This window comes from Microbacterium terrae (genome assembly GCF_017831975.1).
GTDB lineage: Bacteria > Actinomycetota > Actinomycetes > Actinomycetales > Microbacteriaceae > Microbacterium > Microbacterium terrae.
This window is the reverse complement of the sequence record NZ_JAFDSS010000001.1, coordinates 1,643,040-1,664,352: the sequence shown is the minus strand read 5'-3', so window position 1 is coordinate 1,664,352 and position 21,313 is coordinate 1,643,040. Positions and strand designations below refer to the sequence as shown.

General features: G+C 69.8%; 16 protein-coding genes. 14 read left to right on the top strand and 2 right to left on the bottom strand.

Going from position 1 to position 21,313, the window contains the following annotated elements; translation table 11 throughout:
• Nucleotide 1: 1 nt before the first annotated feature.
• The 4 genes from JOD63_RS07705 (at nucleotide 2) to JOD63_RS07690 (ending at nucleotide 5,518) form a co-directional block, all read left to right on the top strand.
• Nucleotides 2-757, top strand: a complete 756-nt coding sequence (locus tag JOD63_RS07705; protein ID WP_211088076.1) for a PH domain-containing protein — start codon at nucleotides 2-4, stop codon at nucleotides 755-757.
• A 312-nt stretch (nucleotides 758-1,069) separates the two neighbouring features.
• On the top strand, nucleotides 1,070-2,518 hold the full coding sequence (gene rpsA / locus JOD63_RS07700) for a 30S ribosomal protein S1 (protein ID WP_045277012.1): 1,449 nt from the start codon (nucleotides 1,070-1,072) through the stop codon (nucleotides 2,516-2,518).
• A 151-nt stretch (nucleotides 2,519-2,669) separates the two neighbouring features.
• Nucleotides 2,670-4,355 carry a sensor histidine kinase gene (locus tag JOD63_RS07695; protein ID WP_245243884.1) on the top strand — a complete coding sequence of 562 codons (1,686 nt, stop codon included), beginning with the start codon at nucleotides 2,670-2,672 and terminating at the stop codon, nucleotides 4,353-4,355.
• The gene (locus JOD63_RS07690; RefSeq protein WP_045277011.1) at nucleotides 4,352-5,518 is read left to right on the top strand and encodes a hypothetical protein; all 1,167 of its coding nucleotides are present in this window, start codon (nucleotides 4,352-4,354) and stop codon (nucleotides 5,516-5,518) included. Before JOD63_RS07695 ends, JOD63_RS07690 begins: the two co-directional genes overlap by 4 nt.
• Nucleotides 5,519-5,585: 67 nt before the next feature.
• Here the strand turns inward: JOD63_RS07690 and JOD63_RS07685 are convergent, their stop codons facing one another.
• Nucleotides 5,586-6,350 (bottom strand): response regulator transcription factor, encoded by a 765-nt coding sequence (locus tag JOD63_RS07685; RefSeq protein WP_045277068.1) that lies wholly within the window; start codon nucleotides 6,348-6,350, stop codon nucleotides 5,586-5,588.
• 564 nt (nucleotides 6,351-6,914) lie between these two features.
• On the opposite strand from JOD63_RS07685, the gene coaE reads away from it, so the two are divergent.
• The 3 genes from coaE (at nucleotide 6,915) to uvrB (ending at nucleotide 10,400) form a co-directional block, all read left to right on the top strand.
• Nucleotides 6,915-7,544 carry a dephospho-CoA kinase gene (gene coaE, locus JOD63_RS07680; RefSeq protein WP_045277010.1) on the top strand — a complete coding sequence of 210 codons (630 nt, stop codon included), beginning with the start codon at nucleotides 6,915-6,917 and terminating at the stop codon, nucleotides 7,542-7,544.
• Between the two features lie 91 nt (nucleotides 7,545-7,635).
• Nucleotides 7,636-8,274, top strand: a complete 639-nt coding sequence (locus JOD63_RS07675) for a hypothetical protein (protein WP_045277009.1) — start codon at nucleotides 7,636-7,638, stop codon at nucleotides 8,272-8,274.
• A gap of 44 nt (nucleotides 8,275-8,318) precedes the next feature.
• The gene (uvrB, locus tag JOD63_RS07670; RefSeq protein WP_045277008.1) at nucleotides 8,319-10,400 is read left to right on the top strand and encodes an excinuclease ABC subunit UvrB; all 2,082 of its coding nucleotides are present in this window, start codon (nucleotides 8,319-8,321) and stop codon (nucleotides 10,398-10,400) included.
• A gap of 69 nt (nucleotides 10,401-10,469) precedes the next feature.
• Here the strand turns inward: uvrB and JOD63_RS07665 are convergent, their stop codons facing one another.
• Complete coding sequence (locus tag JOD63_RS07665; RefSeq protein WP_211088075.1) at nucleotides 10,470-10,712, bottom strand: hypothetical protein; 243 nt, start codon at nucleotides 10,710-10,712, stop codon at nucleotides 10,470-10,472.
• Between the two features lie 42 nt (nucleotides 10,713-10,754).
• Between JOD63_RS07665 and JOD63_RS07660 the strand changes: the two genes are divergently transcribed.
• From JOD63_RS07660 to JOD63_RS07630, 7 genes are all read left to right on the top strand, one after another.
• On the top strand, nucleotides 10,755-11,213 hold the full coding sequence (locus tag JOD63_RS07660) for a MarR family winged helix-turn-helix transcriptional regulator (protein WP_045277006.1): 459 nt from the start codon (nucleotides 10,755-10,757) through the stop codon (nucleotides 11,211-11,213).
• A gap of 125 nt (nucleotides 11,214-11,338) precedes the next feature.
• Nucleotides 11,339-13,582, top strand: coding sequence for a bifunctional metallophosphatase/5'-nucleotidase (locus JOD63_RS07655; RefSeq protein WP_052682613.1), 2,244 nt, complete (start codon nucleotides 11,339-11,341; stop codon nucleotides 13,580-13,582).
• A gap of 116 nt (nucleotides 13,583-13,698) precedes the next feature.
• Complete coding sequence (uvrA, locus tag JOD63_RS07650; RefSeq protein WP_045277005.1) at nucleotides 13,699-16,611, top strand: excinuclease ABC subunit UvrA; 2,913 nt, start codon at nucleotides 13,699-13,701, stop codon at nucleotides 16,609-16,611.
• A gap of 11 nt (nucleotides 16,612-16,622) precedes the next feature.
• A complete protein-coding gene (gene uvrC, locus JOD63_RS07645) occupies nucleotides 16,623-18,548 on the top strand; it encodes an excinuclease ABC subunit UvrC (RefSeq protein WP_045277004.1) in 1,926 nt (641 codons plus the stop codon).
• A 22-nt stretch (nucleotides 18,549-18,570) separates the two neighbouring features.
• Nucleotides 18,571-19,452, top strand: coding sequence for an RNase adapter RapZ (gene rapZ, locus JOD63_RS07640; RefSeq protein ID WP_045277066.1), 882 nt, complete (start codon nucleotides 18,571-18,573; stop codon nucleotides 19,450-19,452).
• 54 nt (nucleotides 19,453-19,506) lie between these two features.
• Entirely contained in the window at nucleotides 19,507-20,484 is a 978-nt protein-coding gene (whiA, locus tag JOD63_RS07635; RefSeq protein ID WP_045277003.1) for a DNA-binding protein WhiA, read from the top strand.
• A 129-nt stretch (nucleotides 20,485-20,613) separates the two neighbouring features.
• Nucleotides 20,614-21,240 (top strand): superoxide dismutase, encoded by a 627-nt coding sequence (locus tag JOD63_RS07630; protein WP_045277002.1) that lies wholly within the window; start codon nucleotides 20,614-20,616, stop codon nucleotides 21,238-21,240.
• Nucleotides 21,241-21,313 lie beyond the last annotated feature (73 nt).

Below are 21,313 nucleotides of genomic sequence, written 5' to 3'. Positions count from 1 at the left end.
CGTGCTCGACCCGCGCATCGGCCGTCACCTGATCGCCGACCAGGGCGAGGTGGTGATCGACGAGGTGCGCAAGCACTGGGCCGCGATGGTCTCCGCCGCCCTCGAGCTGTGGGCCGGCGCCGTGGTGCTCCTCTTCGCCTTCTTCGTGCCGGCGCAGGCATGGTGGGTGCCGGCGCTGATCGGCGGTGCGATCTGCTGTCATGCCCTCTGGCGGCTGCTCGACCGGCACATGGACCGCTTCGTCATCACGAACATGCGGGTGTTCCGCGTGCACGGCATCCTCTCGCAAAGCATCGCCACCATGCCGCTCTCGCGCATCCTCGACATCTCGGTGCACAAGCCGATGATCGGGCGCATCTTCGGCTACGGGCACTTCGTCTTCGAGTCCGCCGCGCAGGAGCAGGGGCTGCGCGACATCCGCTACGTCGGGCACCCCGACGAGCGCGGCCTCACCATCCAGCGCGTCATCCAGCAGGCGGGGCTGCGCGGCGCCGCCGCGCGGACGCCGGAGTCGCCCCACCTGGCGTCGGTCGCCCCGCAGCCCCCGGTCGTGCCGCCGCCGGCCATTCCCGCATACGTCGCCGCGGTCTCCTACGCCGCCGAACCGCCCGCGCCGCGGCGCCGGGGCTGGCTCGACGTCGCCGAAGAGCGCGAGGCGCAGCGGCTGGCGGAGCTGCGAGGCGAGCACTACACCGCGCCGATCCCGCCGTTCGATCCCGACGCCACATCCACCGCACCGATCGACCTTCCGCGCTGACGCGGCGGAAGCCCGGAACCCGTTCGCGCGGCAGCTCCTGAGCCGCGACGGAACAGGGTTCCGAGGCCGCCGATACGGCGGAGTCCGGGTGCGCGAGGAACATGGCGAGCGACAGACGCGTTCTGTTACCATTGACTGTCACTCGTGTGGCTCTTCAGCCACGCCTGGGTCCGGTTCGAATCGGAACCCGGTGGCATCGCACGACAGAAAATCCGCTTCGCCTCGGCTCGAGGCATCCGTTCGCCCTCGCGCGTTCGGAGCCGGCGAAAAGCCGAAGCCCGACACCCCAACCCAACAAGGACAACCCACTACATGACTACCGTAACGACCGCCCCGGCCACCAAGCAGGTCGCGATCAACGACATCGGATCTGCCGAGGACTTCCTGGCCGCGGTCGAACTGACCATCAAGTCCTTCAACGACGGAGACCTCATCGAAGGCACCGTCGTGAAGGTCGACCGCGACGAGGTCCTCCTCGACGTCGGCTTCAAGACCGAGGGCGTCATCCCCTCGCGCGAGCTCTCCATCAAGCACGACGTCGACCCCAACGAGGTCGTCAAGGTCGGCGACGAGGTCGAAGCCCTCGTTCTCCAGAAGGAGGACAAGGAAGGTCGCCTCATCCTCTCCAAGAAGCGCGCGCAGTACGAGCGTGCCTGGGGTGACGTCGAGAAGATCAAGGAGAACGACGGTGTCGTCACCGGTTCCGTGATCGAGGTCGTCAAGGGTGGTCTCATCGTCGACATCGGCCTGCGCGGCTTCCTGCCGGCGTCGCTCATCGAGCTGCGCCGCGTCCGCGACCTGACGCCGTACCTCGGCCAGGAGATCGAGGCGAAGATTCTCGAGCTCGACAAGAACCGCAACAACGTCGTGCTGTCGCGCCGCGCCCTGCTCGAGCAGACGCAGTCCGAGTCGCGCACCACGTTCCTCAACAACCTGCACAAGGGCCAGGTCCGCAAGGGCACGGTCTCGTCGATCGTCAACTTCGGTGCGTTCGTCGACCTGGGCGGCGTCGACGGTCTCGTCCACGTCTCCGAGCTGTCGTGGAAGCACATCGAGCACGCCTCCGAGGTCGTCGAGGTCGGTCAGGAAGTCACCGTCGAGATCCTCGAGGTCGACCTCGACCGTGAGCGCGTGTCGCTCTCGCTCAAGGCGACGCAGGAGGACCCGTGGCAGGTCTTCGCCCGCACCCACGCCATCGGCCAGGTCGCACCCGGCAAGGTCACCAAGCTGGTTCCGTTCGGTGCGTTCGTTCGCGTCGCAGACGGCATCGAGGGCCTCGTGCACATCTCGGAGCTGTCGGGCAAGCACGTCGAGCTCGCCGAGCAGGTCGTGTCGGTCGGCGAAGAGGTCTTCGTCAAGATCATCGACATCGACCTCGAGCGTCGCCGCATCTCGCTCTCGCTGAAGCAGGCGAACGAGTCGGTCGACCCCAACGGCACCGAGTTCGACCCGGCGCTGTACGGCATGGTCACCGAGTACGACGAGAACGGCGAGTACAAGTACCCCGAGGGCTTCGACCCCGAGACCAACCAGTGGAAGGAAGGCTTCGACGAGCAGCGTCTCGCATGGGAAGCCGAGTACGCCGCTGCTCAGGGTCGCTGGGAGGCTCACAAGGCCGCCGTCGCCAAGGCTCTCGAGGCCGAGGCTGCTGCGCCCGTCGAGACCGGTTCGAGCTCGTACTCGTCCGACAGCGGCCCCGCGGGCACGCTGGCCGACGACGAGGCTCTCGCGGCGCTCCGCGAGAAGCTCTCGGGCCGCTGATCGGCTGAGAACGTCTGAGAGGGCCGTCACCTTCGGGTGGCGGCCCTTTCGCGTACCCCGGGGATGCTGCGGCACGGCCGCGCACGGGAAGCACGGGGTGGATCGCACGCATGACCGCGCGCGCGGTCGCGGCATCCGTTACCGTCACGGTATGGCCGTCGAACCTCCACCGAGTGGCGACGCGGTCCGCACCGCGCGCATGAGGGCGGCGTGGCTGCGCGACGGCATCGTCGACCGCACCCGCGAGCGCACCGCCATGCTCAACCAGCTGCTGCTGGGCACGGTAGTCTTCGCCCTCGCGCTCCTCATCGCGATCGGCGACTTCGCCGGCGACACGGCACTGTTCTTCGCCGGCGTGGTCGTCGTCTTCCTCGCGACAGCGGCCACGTTCGTGGTGCCGTGGAACCGGATCTCAGCGGGCTGGGTGGCTCTCGTGCCCGCCGTCGACATCGTCGCCATCGCGCTGATGCAGCTGGCGGAGCCGACGTCGGTCATGGGGCTGCTCTGGATCTTCCCCACCACCTGGATCGCGTCGACGTTCGGGCTGCTGGGACTCTTCGGCGTCATCGCCGCGATCGTCGCGATCGCGATGCTGCTCTTCGTGAGTGCCCAGGAGGTGGTGACGTACACGAAGCTCCTGGTGCCGTTCGTGCTCGTCGCGGTCGCCGTCACCAGCCATCTCGCCGCGCGGCGCTCCGACGCGCAGCGCACGCTCCTGGCAAAGCAGGCGGTGCTCCTCGGCCAGGTGCTCGCGGTCACCCGGCGCCAGGAGCAGGAGCTCACCGAGGTGCTCGACGCCGTCGACTTCGGTGTCATCCGCATCGGCGCCGACGGGCGCATCGCCGTGACCAACGACGCGCACGGCCGCCTGCAGAGCTCCGTGCCCACGGCGGACGGCGACGCCGCGGCGATCGCGTACCGGGACGACGGCGTCAGCCCCCTGCCGGCGGCCGAAGGTCCCCTCGAGCGGGCGCTGCGCGGTGAGGCGTTCGCGGGCCAGGTCGTCTGGTACGGCAGTCCCGACGGACCACGCCAGGCGCTCAGCATCACGGCACGACGGCTCGTCGACGCGGCCGGCCAGGATGACGGCGCGGTGATCATCTCTCGCGACGTCACCGCCGAGCTCACCGCGCTGCGAGCGCGCGACGACCTCGTCGCGTCGGTGTCGCACGAGCTGCGCACGCCGTTGACCTCGATCCTGGGCTACCTCGACCTCGCGATCGAGGATCCGGCCGTGCCGGACGCGGTGCGGGCGAACCTCGACATCGCGGAGCGCAACGCCGAGCGGCTGCTGCGGATCGTCGCCGACATCCTGGCGGCATCGAGCTCCTCGTCGTCGTCGGTCGAAGCCTCGCTCACACCGCAGATCATCGAGGCCGGCGACATCGTGCGGGCGAGCGCCGAGGCGCTCCGGCCGCGCGCGGAGGGCCGAGCCATCACGCTCGACATCCACGGCGTCGAGGCCGCCCCGATCTGGGCCGATGCCCTGCGCATCCGTCAGGTCGTCGACAACCTCGTCTCGAACGCGATCACATACAACCGCGACGGCGGCACCGTCTACATGGGGACCACCACCGACGGGACGTCGAGCTGGATCCTGGTGCGCGACACCGGAGCCGGCATCAGCGAAGCCGACCGGGAACGGCTGTTCCAGCGCTATTACCAGGCCGGCGCCGCGCGGCGTGCCGGAACAGGGCTCGGGCTCGCCATCAGCCGTGACATCGTGCGCGCACACGGCGGTGAGCTCGCGCTGCACAGCTCGGTCGGCGTCGGCTCGACGTTCGTCGTCAAGCTGCCCGCGATCGGTCCGGGCGACGGGGAAGGGACGACACGATGAGTCTGGACGTGATGAGCGTGATGGTGATGACGGCGCTCGTCGTCAACATCAGCGGCATCCTCTTCATCAGTGAGACGCTGCTGCGCCGCGACGAGGGAGCCGGGCGGGTGTGGGCGATCGGGTACCTCCTCGCGATGCTGACGACGCTCGCGTATGTGATCTGGTCGCAGGACGCGGCGGCGCGGTGGCCGATCGCCGTCGGCAACGCGGCCTTCGTCGCCGGAACGGGGGCGATGTGGCTCGGATGCCGCCGCTTCAACGAGCGACCGATGCTGTGGTCGTCGCTCCTGGTCGCCGGCGCCGCTATCGGCGCGGCGGTGGCCGTCGTGCTCGCGGGCCCCGACGGCGGCGACTGGGCAGGTGCGGTCTGGATGTTCGTCTCGCTGCTGCTGTTCTCGGCCTTCGGCGCCGTCGAGTGCCTCCGCGGCGACCTGCGCGAATCGCGCTCGGCGCTGGTGCTCGGGATCGTTCTGATCATCGAGGCCGTGTTCTTCGTGGCCCGCACGACGGTGTTCCTCGCCTCGGGGCCGGAGAGCGCGCTCTTCCAGGCCGCGTTCGGCACCGTGCCGATGAGCTTCCTCACCGTCACGCTGACGATCGTGGCGGTGGTGGTCACCTCCGTGCTCCGTGCGACACGCGCACCCATGCGCGGACAGGTGCGACGCGCGGGGCTGGGCACCGCGCGCGACGGCATCCTCTCCGCAGACGTGTTCGGGGGAGCCATCGGGGAGCTGTGCCACCGCGCCGCGCTGCGGGGCGAGACGGTCGCCGTCACGGCGGTGCGCATCGACGACCTCGACCAGATCTCCACCGCCTTCGGCAGCGAGGTCGCGCACGCGACGGAGGACGCCTTCCGCGGCGGGGTGCGCCGGCATGCGCCCTCGAACGCCTTCGTCGCGGAGGACGGCCAGACAGGCCTCCTCGTCGGGACGCTCGTCGACTCGCCCCAGCACGCACGCCGGCAGGCCGCCGCGGTCTACGGTGCGCTGTTCGACGACCTCGGCCGGGTCGGCGGCGGGGTACTGCCGGTGATCGGGGTCGGCGTGGCCCTCAGCGACTCGACCGGGTACGACGGGGCAGCCCTCACCGCGGCCGCGCGCGACGCGGCGGTGACCGCGGCGGCGACGCTGGAGTCCTCGGTCCTCGTCGCCGACGCGGACTGATCCGCCGGGGTCGACGCAGGCGTGACCTGCCGGCCGCGACCCGGGCCGCGACCCGCTGTGGTCGGTGTCAGGACGCGGTGAGCCTGTAGCCGACGCCGCGGACCGTCTCGATCCACCGCGGCGCGGCAGGAGACTCGCCGAGCTTGCGGCGCAGGTTCGCGACGTGCACCTCGATGGCGCGCGCGTCGCTGTCGCTCACGAAGTCCGATCCCGCGTAGATATCGCCGCGGAGCATCATCGCGAGGTCGGACTTGCCCCGCACACGCCGGCCGGCGGCGAGCAGATCCGCGAGGATGTCGAACTCGCTGCGGGTGAGGTCGAGGTCGGCGTCGTCGACCGTCGCGACCCGCATCGCCGGGTTGAGGCGCAGACCCGCGTGTTCGAGCCACTCTCCGTCGGCGGGCGTGTCGGCAGGAGACGTGACGGATGCCTCGGAACCCGCCGGGGGAGCGGCGAGGTGCTGCCGCGGCCGTCGAAGCATCGCGTCGATCCTCGCGCGCAGCTCGCGGGGACGGAACGGCTTGGCGACGTAGTCGTCGGCGCCGGCCTCGAGCCCCTGCAGAGCGTCGATCTCCTCCGTCCGCGCGCTGAGCATGACGATGTACGTGGTGCTGACGGCCCGGATGCGCTTGGCCGCTTCGAACCCGTCCATGCCGGGCATGTTCACGTCGAGCGTGGTCACAAGCGGGTCGTGGAGGCGTACGAGCTCGACCCCTTCTTCGCCGGTCGCTGCGCCATGCACGACGAACCCGCCCTGGGCAAGCACCGTGCTCAGCAGCGACCGGATGTCGTCTTCATCCTCGATGACGACGGCGATCCGCGATTCGTCCACCGGCCTTCCCTCCGCCGTCGGGGAGTCCGCCGGCTCGTGGACCGTCAGGATATCCCAGAAAGCGGCCTCGAACCCGTGGTGGGCGGTGGTCATGCTCGTGTCAACCCGCGTGCGCGGCGGAAGGGAGCGGGCGGACCGGCGGCGGTCCGCGGAGAGGGGCCGCTCGTTCCGGCGTGTCGCGGACCGGTCGTCCCCACGACGACCCGTCCGCTCACCTCCCCGGAACGAGCGGCCGAGCGGGTGGTGGAGCACGTCCCCTGTGCCCTGCCTCCTCGCGTGTCCGCGTCACGGAGGTGACCGGCGATCGCCCCCACGATCGCCGATCCTCCGCGGCGGAGCCGTGCCATCCGTCCACGCATCGCGTGGTCGACCGGCGGGTTGTGATGAGGCCTGACCGCCTGCACGATCTCCCGTGTCACGGTCTTCCTCACCTCCCCAGACACCCACCGGGTCGGGTACGTCTCCTTCGGGTTGCTCCGAGGCTAGCGGCCGCGGCTCAAGCCGACCTCAGGACGGACTCAGGAGTCGCTGAGGTTCGCGCGGGGACGTGGCATCCTCGATGACATGCCCCTCATCGCACTCACCGGCGGCATCGCGTCGGGCAAGTCCACCATCGCCGGTCGCCTCGCCGAGCACGGCGCGGTGATCGTCGACGCCGACGCGATCGTGCGCGACGTGCAGCGGCCCGGTTCGTCCGTGCTCGCCGAGATCGCCGCGCAGTTCGGAGCCGACGTCCTGACGTCGGACGGCTCGCTCGATCGCGCGGCACTCGGGGCGCGGGTGTTCGGCGACGACGATGCGGTGAAGCAGCTGAATGCCATCGTGCATCCGGCGGTGCGTGCCGAGTCCGCGCGCAGGTTCGCGGCGGCGTACGCGGCCGATCCCCGGGCGGTCGTCGTGTACGACGTGCCGCTGCTGGCCGAAGCGCGGGCGTCGGACCCGTGGGACCTCGTCGTCGTGGCGCATGCGCCGGCGGACACGCGGCTGCAGCGGATGGTGACGCTCCGCGGCATGACCGAGACGGATGCCGCGGCCCGTCTCTCGGCGCAGGTGTCGGATGACGAGCGGCTGGCCCTGGCAGACGTGGTCATCGACACGACCGGCACCCTCGACGAGACCGCGCGGCAGGTCGACGACCTCTGGAACGGGCTCGTGACCGGCGACGTCGGGGAGCGCGGGCGCACCGCGGAGTGACCCGTCGCGGTCCGGTGCCCGCCCGATTCGCACCGAGCCGTTCCGGCAGGTCGCACGGTCGCGTACGCTGGCGATCATCGAGGAGGATGCCATGACTTTTCTCGCACGATTCCGCCGCAAGCCGTACCGCGCCGTGACCGAGGAGGAGCAGGTCGGTCGGTACCTCTACCTGCTCGGCACCCTGCCGGCATCGGTCATCGAGAGTGCGCACGCGACCGCGTTCGCCCAGGTTCCGCCGGAGCGCCGGCGCGAGATGTTCGATCAGCTGCGCCCGTTCATGTCCGAGGCGGAGCAGCGCTCCGCTTCCGACGATCCCGTCGTGCTCGCGCGGGTCCTCCGTCGTATGGAGGAGCGCCGCGCGGCGCGGGCCGAGGAATCGGACGGCGTGCGTGCGACGCAGCCGGCGACGACGCAGACGGCGACACTGACCGGCGACGCGGCGGATGCGATGGGCGATCCGCGCAGCGTCCTGTTCTCGGCGGGCGTCATGGCCCTCGTCGCCCAGCAGTTCCTCGTGTCGTCAGCGGTGGCTACCTACTTCACCGTCGGCGGGGGATCGGTCGGCATCGCGAACGAGCCGACCTGGGTCGGCGACACCTACGCCCCCGAGACGTCCTTCGACGGCGGCATGTCGGGTGCGGACTTCGGCGGCGGGTTCGACGGTGGTGCGCTCGGCGGATTCGAGGGCGGCATGGGCGGCGGGTTCGACGGCGGCGGCGGGAGCTTCTGACACCGACCGGCCCCGATGTCGGTGGGCGCGCCTACGCTGGACGGGTGCAGCCCACCCGTTCCGTCCGCCCGTTCGAGGTCGTCAGCGAATTCGCGCCGTCCGGCGATCAGCCTCAGGCGATCGCCGACCTCGCAGCGCGCGTCACAGCGGGCGAGACCGACATCGTGCTGCTCGGCGCGACCGGCACCGGCAAGTCCGCGACGACGGCGTGGCTGGTCGAGGCCGTGCAGCGGCCGACGCTGGTGCTCGCGCACAACAAGACCCTGGCGGCGCAGCTGGCGAACGAGTTCCGCGAGCTCATGCCCAACAACGCGGTCGAGTACTTCGTCAGCTACTACGACTACTACCAGCCCGAGGCATACGTCCCGCAGACCGATACCTTCATCGAGAAGGACTCGTCGATCAACGCCGAGGTCGAGCGGCTGCGCCACTCGACGACAAACTCGCTGCTGAGCAGGCGCGACGTCGTCGTGGTCAGTACGGTGTCGTGCATCTACGGCCTCGGCGCCCCCGAGGAGTACATGCGGGCCATGGTGGCGCTCCAGGTCGGCGAGGCGTACGACCGCGACGCGCTCATCCGCAAGTTCATCGCCATGCAGTACAACCGCAACGACGTGGACTTCTCGCGCGGCAACTTCCGCGTGCGCGGCGACACGATCGAGATCATCCCCGTCTACGAGGAGTACGCGATCCGCATCGAGATGTTCGGCGACGAGATCGAGGCGCTGTACATGCTGCATCCGCTCACCGGCGACGTGGTGCAGAAGATGGACTCGGTGCCGATCTTCCCGGCCTCGCACTACGTCGCGGGCACCGACACGGTGCAGCGCGCGATCGGCACGATCGAGGACGAGCTGGCCGGGCGGCTGCAGGAGCTCGAGCGGCAGAACAAGCTGCTCGAGGCGCAGCGGCTGCGCATGCGCACCACCTTCGACCTCGAGATGCTGCAGCAGCTCGGGTTCTGCTCGGGAATCGAGAACTACTCGCGACACCTCGACGGCCGCTCGCCCGGCGAGCCGCCGCACACCCTCCTCGACTTCTTCCCCGACGACTTCCTCATGGTGATCGACGAGTCGCACGTGACGGTTCCGCAGATCGGCGCGATGTACGAGGGGGATGCGTCGCGCAAGCGCACCCTCGTCGAGCACGGGTTCCGGCTGCCCAGCGCCCTCGACAACCGCCCGCTGCGCTTCGACGAGTTCAAGGAGCGCGTGGGGCAGACCGTGTACCTCTCGGCCACCCCGGGTCGCTACGAGATGGGCATCGCCGATGGCGTCGTCGAGCAGATCATCCGCCCGACCGGTCTCGTCGATCCCGAGATCATCGTCAAGCCGTCGAAGGGGCAGATCGACGATCTGCTCGAAGAGATCCGAGTGCGCGCCGAGCGCGACGAGCGCGTGCTCGTGACGACGCTCACCAAGAAGATGGCCGAAGAGCTCACCGACTTCCTCGGCGAGCACGGCGTGCGGGTGCGCTACCTGCACTCCGACGTCGACACGCTCCGCCGTGTCGAGCTGCTGAGCGAGCTGCGTGCCGGCGTCTACGACGTGCTGGTCGGCATCAACCTGCTCCGCGAGGGTCTCGACCTGCCCGAGGTGTCGCTGGTGTCGATCCTCGACGCCGACAAGGAGGGTTTCCTGCGGTCGGGCACGTCGCTCATCCAGACCATCGGTCGTGCGGCGCGAAACGTGTCGGGCCAGGTGCACATGTACGCCGACACCGTGACCGACTCGATGGCCAAGGCGATCGAGGAGACCGACCGCCGACGCGAGAAGCAGGTCGCGTACAACACCGCGAACGGGATCGACCCGCAGCCGCTGCGCAAGAAGATCGCCGACATCACCGAGGTTCTGGCACGGGAGGCGTCCGACACGAACCAGATGCTCTCGCGCAAGGATGCCTCGCGCACGAAGTCGGGCAAGGGCAAGTCGCCGACGCCCCAGCTGCGTCGCGAGGGCATCGCCGCCGAGGGCGCCGAACAGCTCGAGGCGACGATCGCGGATCTGTCGTCGCAGATGCTCGCGGCCGCCGAGGAGCTGAAGTTCGAGCTCGCCGCGCGCCTGCGCGACGAGGTGCAGGACCTCAAGCGGGAGCTGCGGGCCATGGAGCGGGCCGGGCACGCCTGACGACCGGTGCGCCCGAGCGGGCACGCCTCGCCGAGCGCCTCTGGCGCCGGGAGTGCCCCCCCCCGCGACTCAGGGGCAGTGCATAAGCGGTTTGGGCCCGCTGCGGTCGAACGTGTGTCGGGTGATCGCGGCGCCGCACAGCGGGCACGCCCGCTCAGCGCGCTCCTGCTCGGTGGGTGCGGGGGTCGACTCGTACGGGCCGACCGCGGCCGGCCCGGCGACCCGGATGAGGTTGGTGTTGAACCATGCGTACCAGCCGCCGGCCGCACGCACGCGCACTCGGAGGGGCGGCTTCGGAGCAGAATCGGCCATGATCATTAGTGTACTAATGATTTGTGCCGTTACGATACCTTCGTGGCTGACGCGAACCCGACCCCCGATGACCTGCTCAAGCTCGACAACCAGGTGTGCTTCGCGATCGTCACCGCAGCGCGCAACGTCGTGTCGATCTACCGGCCGATCCTCGAGCCGCTCGGGCTCACGCACCCGCAGTACCTCGTGATGCTCGCGCTCTGGGAGTCGTCTCCGCGAACCCTGCGCGGGCTCGCGGACGAACTCGCGCTCGAGCCGGCGACGCTGTCGCCGCTGGTGAAGCGCCTCGAAGCGCAGGGCCTGGTCGTGCGCGAGCGAAACCCAGTCGACGAGCGCCGGCTCGACCTCACGCTGACCGCTGACGGAGCGGCTCTGCGCGAGCGGGCGCTGGGAGTGCCGCCCCAGGTCATGCGCGCGGTCGGCCTGCAGGCCGAGGCGCTTCTCGCGCTGCGCGACGCGCTCGCACCGTTCGCGGGGAGTGCGCATGTTCCGGCTTCGTGAACACTTTCTCATCTTTCTGGTCTGATACCCCGGCACGAACCTATGCTCAGGGCACGACGCCCCGACGTCGCGAAACCTGCGTGTCCGGGCGGCGGTACCGGTGTCCCCTCAGCAAGGAAGCACACATGCGCAGCAGGTCACACTCCGACCAGTCCAGGAACCACTCCCGCCGTCTCGGCATCCTCGCCGTCGCAGGCGTCACCGCGGTCGGCCTCGCCGTCGGCGGCGCCGTCCCCGCGTCGGCGGCGCCGGAGAGCACCCCGAACGGGAACGCCTACGGGCAGGGAACGGAAGTCTCGCTCAATCTCTTCACGGTGAACGACTTCCACGGCAGGATCGAGCAGTCCGGTTCGGCGGGCGGCATCGCGCGCCTCTCCACCGCGGTGAACGCGTTCCGCGAGGAGAATCCGAACACGATCTTCGCCGCCGCCGGCGACATGATCGGCGCGTCCACCTTCACGTCGTTCATCCAGGACGACGAGCCGACGATCGAGGCCCTCAACGCCGCCGGACTCGACGTCAGCTCTGTCGGCAACCACGAGTTCGACCGCGGATTCGCCGACCTGACCGACCGCGTCATGCCGCTCGCTGACTGGGAGTACCTCGGCGCGAACGTCTACCACAAGGACACCACTGATCCGGCGCTCCCCGAGTACTGGATCACGCGGCTCGCCCCGGATCCGGCCACCGCGGCGGCACAAGCCGCCGAACTCGCCGCGGCCGACAAGAAGGCCGCAGCCGAACTGAAGGCCGTCGAGAAGGTCGCGGCGCTCCAGGCAAAGCTCCTCGCCAAGTTCCCGGTGCTCAAGAAGAAGGTCGAGGCAGCGCTGGCCGCAGCGACCGCCAAGATCGAGTCCCGGCTGGCGGATCTCAAGAAGAAGATCACGGACAAGTACGCCAAGCAGACGGTGCGGGTGGGCTTCGTCGGGGCCGTCACCGATGAGCTTCCCTCGCTGGTGAGCCCCGACGGAATCGCCGACATCTCGGTGGGCAGCCCCGTCGACGCGGCCAACCGGGTCGCCGACGAGCTGAGCGACGGAGACGAGCGCAACGGCGAGGCGGACATCGTCGTCCTCCTCGTGCACGAGGGCGCCGCGACCACCGACATCGCCTCGGCCACCGATCCCGCGACGCGCTTCGGGCAGATCGTGCTCGGTGCCGACGACGACATCGACGCCATCGTCTCCGGTCACACGCATCTCGCCTACAACCACGTGATCGACGGGCGCCCGGTGATCTCGAGCGGTCAGTACGGCGAGCGCTTCTCGAACATGGAGATCGTCTACGACCGCAAGCAGAAGGCGATCGTGTCGATGGAGAACACCGTGTACTCGATGGCGACGGCGTTCGACGACCGCGGAAACGTCACGGCCTGGTACGCCGAGCCCGACCCGGCCATCGTGCCGATCGTCGACGAGGCGAAGGCCGTCGCCGACGAGCTCGGAAGCGTCGTGCTGGGGGAGGCCGAGACCGGCTTCGGCCGCGCTGCGGCGTCGAACCCGACCGGAGCGACCTCCTTCCCGGAGAACCGCGGGGGCGAGTCGACGCTCGGCAACTTCGTCGCCGATGTGCAGAAGTGGGCGCTCAATGAAGACGGCACGCGTGCCGTCGACGTCGCGTTCATGAACCCGGGCGGTCTGCGTGCAGACCTCGCCGCCGGCGAGGTGACGTACGCCGAGGCCGCCGCGGTGCAGCCCTTCGCGAACACCCTCGTGTCGGTCGACCTCACGGGTGCACAGCTGAAGGCCGTGCTCGAGGAGCAGTGGCAGCCTGCCGGCGCCTCACGTCCGTTCCTCAAGCTGGGCGTCAGCGCCGGGTTCACCTACACGTACGACCCGGCGGCTGCGAAGGGATCGCACATCACGCAGATGTGGCTCGACGGCGTCGAGATCGACCCCGCCGCGACGTACTCGGTGGGTGCGAACTCGTTCCTCGCCGCGGGCGGTGACAACTTCACCACCCTGGGTCAGGGCGTGAACAAGGCCGACAGCGGCAAGATCGACCTCGAGTCGATGGTCGACTGGTTCGACGCCTTCGGCACGGCGACGCCGGATCTCGCGCAGCGCGCGGTCGGGGTGAGCGTCGTCGGCGGCACGACCGTCGCGGCGGGCGCGAGCGTCACCGTGAATCTGTCGTCGCTCGAGTTCACGCGCGGCGAACCCGCCGCCGGCACCGTGGTCGTCTCGACGGGCGGCACCGAACTCGTCAGCGCACCGGTGGTCGGCGGCTACTCGCCCACGACCGACGAGGTGGGCACGGCGTCGGCCACGTTCGTCGTCCCGGCGACAGCGAGCGGCGAGACCGCGTTCGACGTCACCGTGCCGTCGACGGGTACGACGAGCGCCTTCACGCTGACCGTCACCCCCTGATCCACGCCGATCGACGACGGCCCCGGGCGAGCGCTCGGGGCCGTCGTCGTCGATCCGGGCTTCGCCGATCGCGAATCTCGGAGCCGGTGTCGGAGGCCCCGCCTACACTTGATCGGGTGCCCATCGTCCCTGTCTCCGCGCCCGGAACCGCGTCGCTGTCCAGCGGCAGACTGAGCGTCCGAGGCGCTCGCGTCCACAACCTCAAGAACGTCGACCTCGAGATCCCGCGCGATGCGCTCGTGGTCTTCACCGGCCTGTCCGGCTCCGGCAAGTCCAGCCTCGCCTTCGACACGATCTTCGCCGAGGGGCAGCGACGCTACGTCGAGTCCCTGAGCGCGTACGCGCGCCAGTTCCTCGGGCAGGTCGACCGCCCCGACGTCGACTTCATCGAGGGCCTCAGCCCCGCCGTGTCGATCGACCAGAAGTCGACGAACCGCAATCCGCGCTCGACCGTCGGCACGATCACCGAGATCCACGACTACATGCGTCTGCTGTGGGCGCGCATCGGCGTGCCTCACTGCCCGGACTGCGGCGAAGTGATCCAGCGGCAGACCGTGCAGCAGATCGCCGACCAGCTGATGGATCTGCCCGAGCGCACGCGCTACCAGATCGTCGCGCCGGTCGTCACCCAGAAGAAGGGCGAGTTCGTCGACCTCTTCAAGGAGCTCGGAGCGAAGGGCTACGCCCGCGCCATCGTCGACGGCGAGATGATCCAGCTCGCCGAGCCGCCGACCCTCAAGAAGAGTTACAAGCACGACATCGCCGTGGTGGTCGACCGCCTGGTGGCGAGCCCCGACATCCTCGGCCGCGTGACCGATTCGGTCGAGACCGCACTCGGACTGGCAGCCGGCATCATGCAGGTGAACTTCGTCGATGAAGAGGGCGACGACGCCTGGCAGTCGTTCTCCGAGAAGCTCGCGTGCCCCAACGGACACCCGCTGCAGCTGACCGAGATCGAGCCGCGCACGTTCTCGTTCAACGCGCCGTTCGGTGCCTGCCCCGCCTGCTCGGGCCTCGGCACGCGCATGTCGGTCGACGTGGAGCTCATGCTCGGCGACGAGGAGCTCTCGATCCGCGAGGGCGTGCTGCTGCCCTGGACCACCCAGGGCAAGGGCCTCTTCCAGTACTACGAGCGGCTCCTCGAGGGGCTCGCCGTCGACCTCGACTTCTCGCTCGACACTCCGTGGCGCAAGCTCCGCGCCGAGGTGCGCGAGGCGGTGCTCCGCGGTGAGAACTACAAGGTCACGGTCAAGTGGAAGAACCGCTACGGCCGCGAGATGCGCTATTCGTCGGGCTTCGAGGGCGTGGTGCCCTACATCGAGCGCCAGTACGTGCAGGCCGAGTCCGACACGCAGCGTCAGCGCTGGTCGGAGTACCTCCGCGAGGTGCCCTGCCCGGTGTGCGACGGCGCGCGTCTCAAGCCCGAGGTGCTTGCCGTGCAGGTGCACGGGCACTCGATCGCGGATGCGTCGCGCCTCAGCCTCGGCGAGGCGCGCGAGTACTTCGCACACCTGACCCTCACCGACCGTGAGGCGACCATCGCCGCGCAGGTGCTGCGCGAGATCCGGCTGCGCCTCGACTTCCTCATCCGCGTGGGCCTCGACTACCTGAGTCTCAGCCGCGCGGCGGCGACCCTGTCGGGCGGTGAGGCGCAGCGCATCCGTCTGGCGACGCAGATCGGCTCCGGACTCACCGGCGTTCTCTACGTGCTCGACGAGCCGTCGATCGGACTGCACCAGCGCGACAACCGCCGCCTGATCGAGACCCTGGTCGCGCTGCGCGATCTCGGCAACACGCTCATCGTGGTCGAGCACGACGAGGAGACGATCCACGCCGCCGACTGGGTCGTCGACATCGGCCCCGGAGCGGGCGTCAACGGCGGTGCCGTCGTGCACTCCGGCCCGATCGAGGAGCTCCTCGAGGATCGCGGGTCGATGACCGGCGACTACCTGTCGGGGAGGCGGTCGATCCCGACGCCGGCCAAGCGCCGCAAGATCGACAGGAAGCGTCAGGTCGGCGTGGTCGGCGCGCGCGAGAACAACCTCAGGAACGTCACCGTCGACTTCCCGCTCGGTGTGCTCACGGCGGTCACCGGTGTGAGCGGCTCGGGCAAGTCGTCGCTCGTGAACGGCATCCTGTACCAGGTGCTCGCGACCCGCCTCAACGGTGCCCGTCGCGTCGCCGGCAAGCACACGCGGGTCACCGGACTCGACAACCTCGACAAGGTTGTGCACGTCGACCAGGCGCCCATCGGCCGCACTCCGCGGTCGAATCCCGCCACGTACACGGGTGTCTTCGACCGCATCCGCACGCTCTTCAGCGAGACGCCCGAGGCGAAGGTGCGCGGCTATCAGCCGGGGCGCTTCAGCTTCAACGTGAAGGGCGGGCGCTGCGAGGCGTGCTCGGGCGACGGCACGATCAAGATCGAGATGAACTTCCTGCCCGACGTATACGTGGACTGCGAGGTGTGCCACGGCAAGCGGTACAACCGCGACACGCTCGCGGTGCACTACAAGGGCAAGAACATCGCCGAGGTGCTCGAGATGCCGATCGCCGAGGCGGCGGAGTTCTTCGAGCCCATCCAGGCGATCCACCGATACCTCAAGACGCTCGTCGACGTCGGTCTCGGCTACGTGCGCCTGGGGCAGTCGGCGACGACGCTCTCAGGCGGCGAGGCGCAGCGCGTCAAGCTCGCGACCGAGCTGCAGCGGCGCACCAACGGCCGCTCGATCTACGTGCTCGACGAGCCGACGACCGGTCTGCACTTCGAAGACGTCCGCAAGCTCCTCGAGGTGCTGAACGGCTTGGTCGACAAGGGCAACACGGTGATCGTCATCGAGCACAACCTCGACGTGATCAAGTCGTCGGACTGGGTGATCGACCTCGGCCCCGAGGGCGGCTCGGGCGGCGGGCAGGTCGTCGCGACGGGCACACCCGAGCAGGTGGCGCGCGTCGAGGGCAGTCACACTGGCGCGTTCCTCGCCGAGGTCCTCGGGATCCAGCCGGCCGAGGTCCGCAAGGCCGGCTGAGCGGCATCCGGATGCCTGTCAAGTCCGCCCGCCCCGAGCTCGCGTACAAGCCGAAGCCGGGGGAGATCCCCACCAACCCGGGGGTGTACCGGTTCCGCGACGCGGCCGGTCGCGTGCTGTACGTCGGCAAGGCGAAGAACCTGCGTGCCCGGCTGTCGAACTATTTCGCGCCGCTGCACACGCTGCACGAGCGCACGCGTCGCATGGTGCTCACCGCGGCATCCGTCGAGTGGACGGTCGTCGCGAGCGATGTGGACTCGCTCCAGCTCGAGTACATGTGGATCAAGGAGTTCGATCCGCCGTTCAACGTGCGCTACAAGGACGACAAGTCGTACCCGTTCCTCGCGATCACCCTCGCCGACGAGGCGCCGCGCGTGATCGTCACGCGCAACCGCCGCATCGCGGGGGCGAAGTACTTCGGCCCGTACCCGAAGGTGTGGGCGGTGCACGACACCATCGACCTGATGATCAGGGTGTTCCCGATCCGCACCTGCAGCGACGCGTCGTACAAGAAGGCGATGGCCACCGGACGCCCGTGCTTCCCGGGCCAGATCGGGCGCTGCGGCGGCCCGTGCTCGATGAAGGTGACGATCGAGGAGCACCGGGCCATCGCGCAGGACTTCGTCGCGTTCATGGCCGGCGGCGACCAGCGGTTCACCAAGGAGCTCACCCGGCGCATGCGCGAGGCATCCGCCGCCATGGACTACGAGACCGCCGCGCTGTGCCGCGACCGGCTGCAGGCGATCGACGCCGTGCTGAGCAAGAGCGCGCTCGTGCTCGCGGCCGACACCGACGCCGACCTGTTCGGCATCGCCGAGGACGAGCTGGCCGCGACCGTGCAGCGGTTCGTGGTGCGTGGGGGCCGTGTGCGCGGTGTCGTCGCCACGACCATCGAGAAGGAGCTCGACATCACCGGGGGCGACCTCGTCGACCAGGTGCTGCAGCGGGCGTACGGGGGAGCGGAGGGTGCCGAGATCCCGCGCCAGGTGCTGGTGCCGGCGCTTCCCGACGATGCCGACGAGCTCGAGGAGTGGCTGCGCGAACGGCGCGGCAAGGGCGTCACGCTCCAGGTCGCGCAGCGGGGGCGCAAGGCCGACCTGATGCGCACCGCGACGCTGAACGCGCAGCAGGCGCTGATGCTGCACAAGACGCGTCGGACGAGCGACTACACCTCGCGCACCCAGGCGCTGACCGACCTGCAGGAGGCTCTCGATCTCGCCGAGGCGCCGCTGCGGATCGAGTGCTACGACGTGTCGCACCTCGGCGGCACGAACGTCGTGGCGTCGATGGTGGTGTTCGAGGACGGGCTGCCGCGCAAAGACCGGTACCGCTCGTTCGGCGTCGCCGAGACGACCGACGACACCGATTCGCTGCACCAGGTGCTCACCCGGCGCCTCGCCTACCTCGACGGGCGCGACGACGAGCCGGAGGGGCCGACGGATGCCGCGGCCGACCCGACGGCCGACGGCCAGGTCGTGACCACCAGGCGCCGACCGCGGTTCGCCTACCGCCCGCAGCTGCTCGTCGTCGACGGCGGCCGGCCGCAGGTCGAGGCTGCGGCGCGTGCGCTCCGCGAGAGCGGGCACGAGGAGATCGCCCTGTGCGGGATCGCCAAGCGCCTCGAGGAGGTATGGCTGCCGGGGGAGGAGTACCCGGTGATCCTGCCGCGCACCTCCGAGGCGCTGTACCTCCTGCAGCGCCTGCGCGACGAGGCCCACCGCTTCGCGATCACCCATCAGCGCCGGCGCCGGCGCCGCGACATCCAGTCGGTGCTCGCCGAGGTGCCGGGGCTCGGCGACGCGCGGATCAAGTCGCTGCTGCGCCACTTCGGATCGGTCGCCGCACTCAAGCGGGCGACGCCCGACGAGATCTCCGAGCTGCCGGGAGTGGGTCCCAAGCTCGCCGCGGCCGTCCACGCGCACCTGTCCTCTGGATAGGCTTCTGTCGACGGGGGTGGTCATGAGCGACGAGGAGAACCTGGACGTCGGCGAGATGCTGATCGTGACAGGCATGTCGGGTGCGGGCAGATCGACCGCGGCGAACGCCCTCGAAGACCTCGGCTGGTACGTCGTCGACAATCTGCCCCCGCAGATGCTCCGACCACTGCTCGACCTGACCGAGATCGCCGGCGGAGTCCTCCCCAAGGTCGCCGTCGTCGTGGATGTCCGCGGCCGCGACCTGTTCTTCGACCTGCCCGACGCGATGCGCGCCCTCCGCGAGCGCCGGCAGATCCGACTGCTCTTCCTCGATGCATCCGATCACGTGCTCGTCCGGCGCTTCGAAGCGGTGCGGCGCCCGCATCCGCTGCAGGCCGACGGCACGATCATCGACGGCATCCGTCGCGAGCGCGAGCGACTGGCCGCCGTGCGCGAGAGCGCCGACGTCATCGTCGACACCTCGGCGAACAACATCCATCAGCTGGCGACTCGCATCTCCGACCTCTTCGCCGAGGAGGGGACGGCTCGTCACACGCTCACGATCCTGAGCTTCGGGTTCAAGTACGGACTGCCTCCCGACGCCGACCTCGTCGCGGACATGCGCTTCCTGCCGAACCCGTTCTGGAACGAGGAGCTGCGCGCCCTGACCGGCGAGGATGAAGGCGTGCGCGAGTACGTGCTCGCGCAGGAGGGGGCCGTCGACTTCGTCGATGCGTACGCCGAAGCGCTCCGACCCGTGCTCGCCGGCTATCAGCGCGAGAACAAGCGCCATTCCGTCGTCGCGGTCGGATGCACGGGCGGAAAGCACCGCTCGGTGGTGATGGCGCGCGAGCTCGCGCGGCGGCTCGAGGGCGAGCCGGGGGTCGCGGTCCGGGTCAAGGACCGTGACCTGGGACGCGAGTGACCCGCCGCCCGGGTAGGCTAGACCCTCGTTCCGCAGACCCCCGAGAGGAGACCCGTGTCGCTGACCGGAGAGGTGAAGTCCGAGCTGATCACGGTGCGCGATCCGCGCCCGTCGGCCCGGGTCGCTGAGCTCACGTCGCTGCTGCGGTTCTCGGGAGGACTGCATTCAATCGCCAACCGCGTGGCGGTGGAGGCGGAGCTCGACTCCGATGTGCTGGCACGACGCGTCGCCCGCGACATCGTCGAGATGTACGGGGTGCGCCCCGAGCTCGTCCACGTGCAGGGCTCGGGCTCGCGCACCGGCAACCACTTCGCCGTACGCGTCATCGAGGGCGGCGAGACGTTCGCGCGCCAGACCGGGCTGCTCGACCAGCGCCGTCGCCCGGTGCGGGGCCTGCCCAACCGTCTCACCACCGGCTCGCGCGGAGACCTCGCCGCCATCTGGCGCGGAGCCTTCCTCGCCGCCGGCTCGCTGAGCGAGCCCGGCCGCTCGGCGGCGCTCGAGATCACGTGCCCGGCATCCGAGGCCGCGATGGCGCTCGTCGGAGCCGCCCACCGCCTGGGGATCGCGGCGAAGGCCCGTGAAGTCCGCGGCGTGCCCCGCGTCGTCGTGCGCGAAGGCGAAGCGATCCGCGCCGCCCTCGCCGCGATGGGCGCCCAGCGCGCGGCGGCGGAGTGGGACCAGATGCGCCAGCGCCGCGAGGTGCGTGCCGGGGTGAACCGCCTCGTGAACTTCGACGACGCGAACCTGCGTCGCTCTGCGCAGGCCGCCGTCGCCGCCTGCGCCCGGGTCGAGCGGGCACTCGAGATCCTCGGCGACGAGGTGCCCGACCACCTCAAGCAGGCCGGCGATCTGCGCCTCGCGCACCGCGACGCGAGCCTCGACGAGCTCGGCCACCACGCCGATCCGCCGTTGACGAAGGATGCCGTCGCAGGACGCATCCGCCGCCTCCTCGCCATGGCCGACAAGAAGGCCGAAGCCGACGGCATCCCGGGCACGGAGTCGGCCGTGCCGGCCGGTCTCGAGGACTGAGCCCTCTTCTCCCGGCGACGTCACGGAGGGAACAACGCCCGCGCCGCGGCGTTCGCTCTCAGTAGGATGAGACACGTCACCCTCGCTGCGCCGGGTTCCTCGGCGCCGTGCCGACAGGAAGAAGAGAACATGGCGAAGTACACCCTGCCCGACCTCCCTTACGACTACGCCGCGCTGGAGCCGCACATCAGCGGCAAGATCATGGAGCTGCACCACAGCAAGCACCACCAGGCGTACGTCACGGGAGCCAACAACGCCCTCGACCAGCTCGCGGAAGCCCGCGAGACCGGCAACCTGGCGAACATCAACCGCCTCGAGAAGGACCTCGCGTTCCACCTCGGCGGCCACGTGAACCACTCCATCTTCTGGACCAACCTCTCGCCGAACGGCGGTGGCGAGCCCGAGGGCGAGCTGCGCGCGGCGATCGACGAGTTCTTCGGCGGATTCGACAAGTTCCAGGCCCACTTCACCGCCGCGGCCATGGGCATCCAGGGCTCCGGCTGGGCCGTGCTCAGCTGGGACCCGATCGGCGAGCAGCTCATCATCCAGCAGCTGTTCGACCAGCAGGGCAACACGGCGCAGGGCACCGTGCCGCTCTTCCAGCTCGACATGTGGGAGCACGCCTTCTACCTCGACTACCTCAACGTGAAGGCCGACTACGTCAAGGCAGCCTGGAACATCGCCGACTGGCAGAACGTCGCGCAGCGCCTCGACGTCGCCCGTCAGCAGACCCCGGGCCTGCTGGTACTGTCATAGCAAGCGCGGCCGTCCCGGTGGGATGACCCGCCGGGACGCCGTTGTCCCCGTCTGAATCGCAACAATCGCGCAT

Coding starts and splice junctions, on each gene's coding strand:
- rapZ (WP_045277066.1), top strand. CDS start 18,571: ATGAGCGACGAGGAGAACCTGGACGTCGGCGAGATGCTGATCGTGACA.
- coaE (WP_045277010.1), top strand. CDS start 6,915: ATGCCCCTCATCGCACTCACCGGCGGCATCGCGTCGGGCAAGTCCACC.
- JOD63_RS07695 (WP_245243884.1), top strand. CDS start 2,670: ATGGCCGTCGAACCTCCACCGAGTGGCGACGCGGTCCGCACCGCGCGC.
- JOD63_RS07690 (WP_045277011.1), top strand. CDS start 4,352: ATGAGTCTGGACGTGATGAGCGTGATGGTGATGACGGCGCTCGTCGTC.
- JOD63_RS07630 (WP_045277002.1), top strand. CDS start 20,614: ATGGCGAAGTACACCCTGCCCGACCTCCCTTACGACTACGCCGCGCTG.
- JOD63_RS07665 (WP_211088075.1), bottom strand. CDS start 10,712: ATGGCCGATTCTGCTCCGAAGCCGCCCCTCCGAGTGCGCGTGCGTGCG.
- JOD63_RS07675 (WP_045277009.1), top strand. CDS start 7,636: ATGACTTTTCTCGCACGATTCCGCCGCAAGCCGTACCGCGCCGTGACC.
- rpsA (WP_045277012.1), top strand. CDS start 1,070: ATGACTACCGTAACGACCGCCCCGGCCACCAAGCAGGTCGCGATCAAC.
- uvrC (WP_045277004.1), top strand. CDS start 16,623: ATGCCTGTCAAGTCCGCCCGCCCCGAGCTCGCGTACAAGCCGAAGCCG.
- JOD63_RS07655 (WP_052682613.1), top strand. CDS start 11,339: ATGCGCAGCAGGTCACACTCCGACCAGTCCAGGAACCACTCCCGCCGT.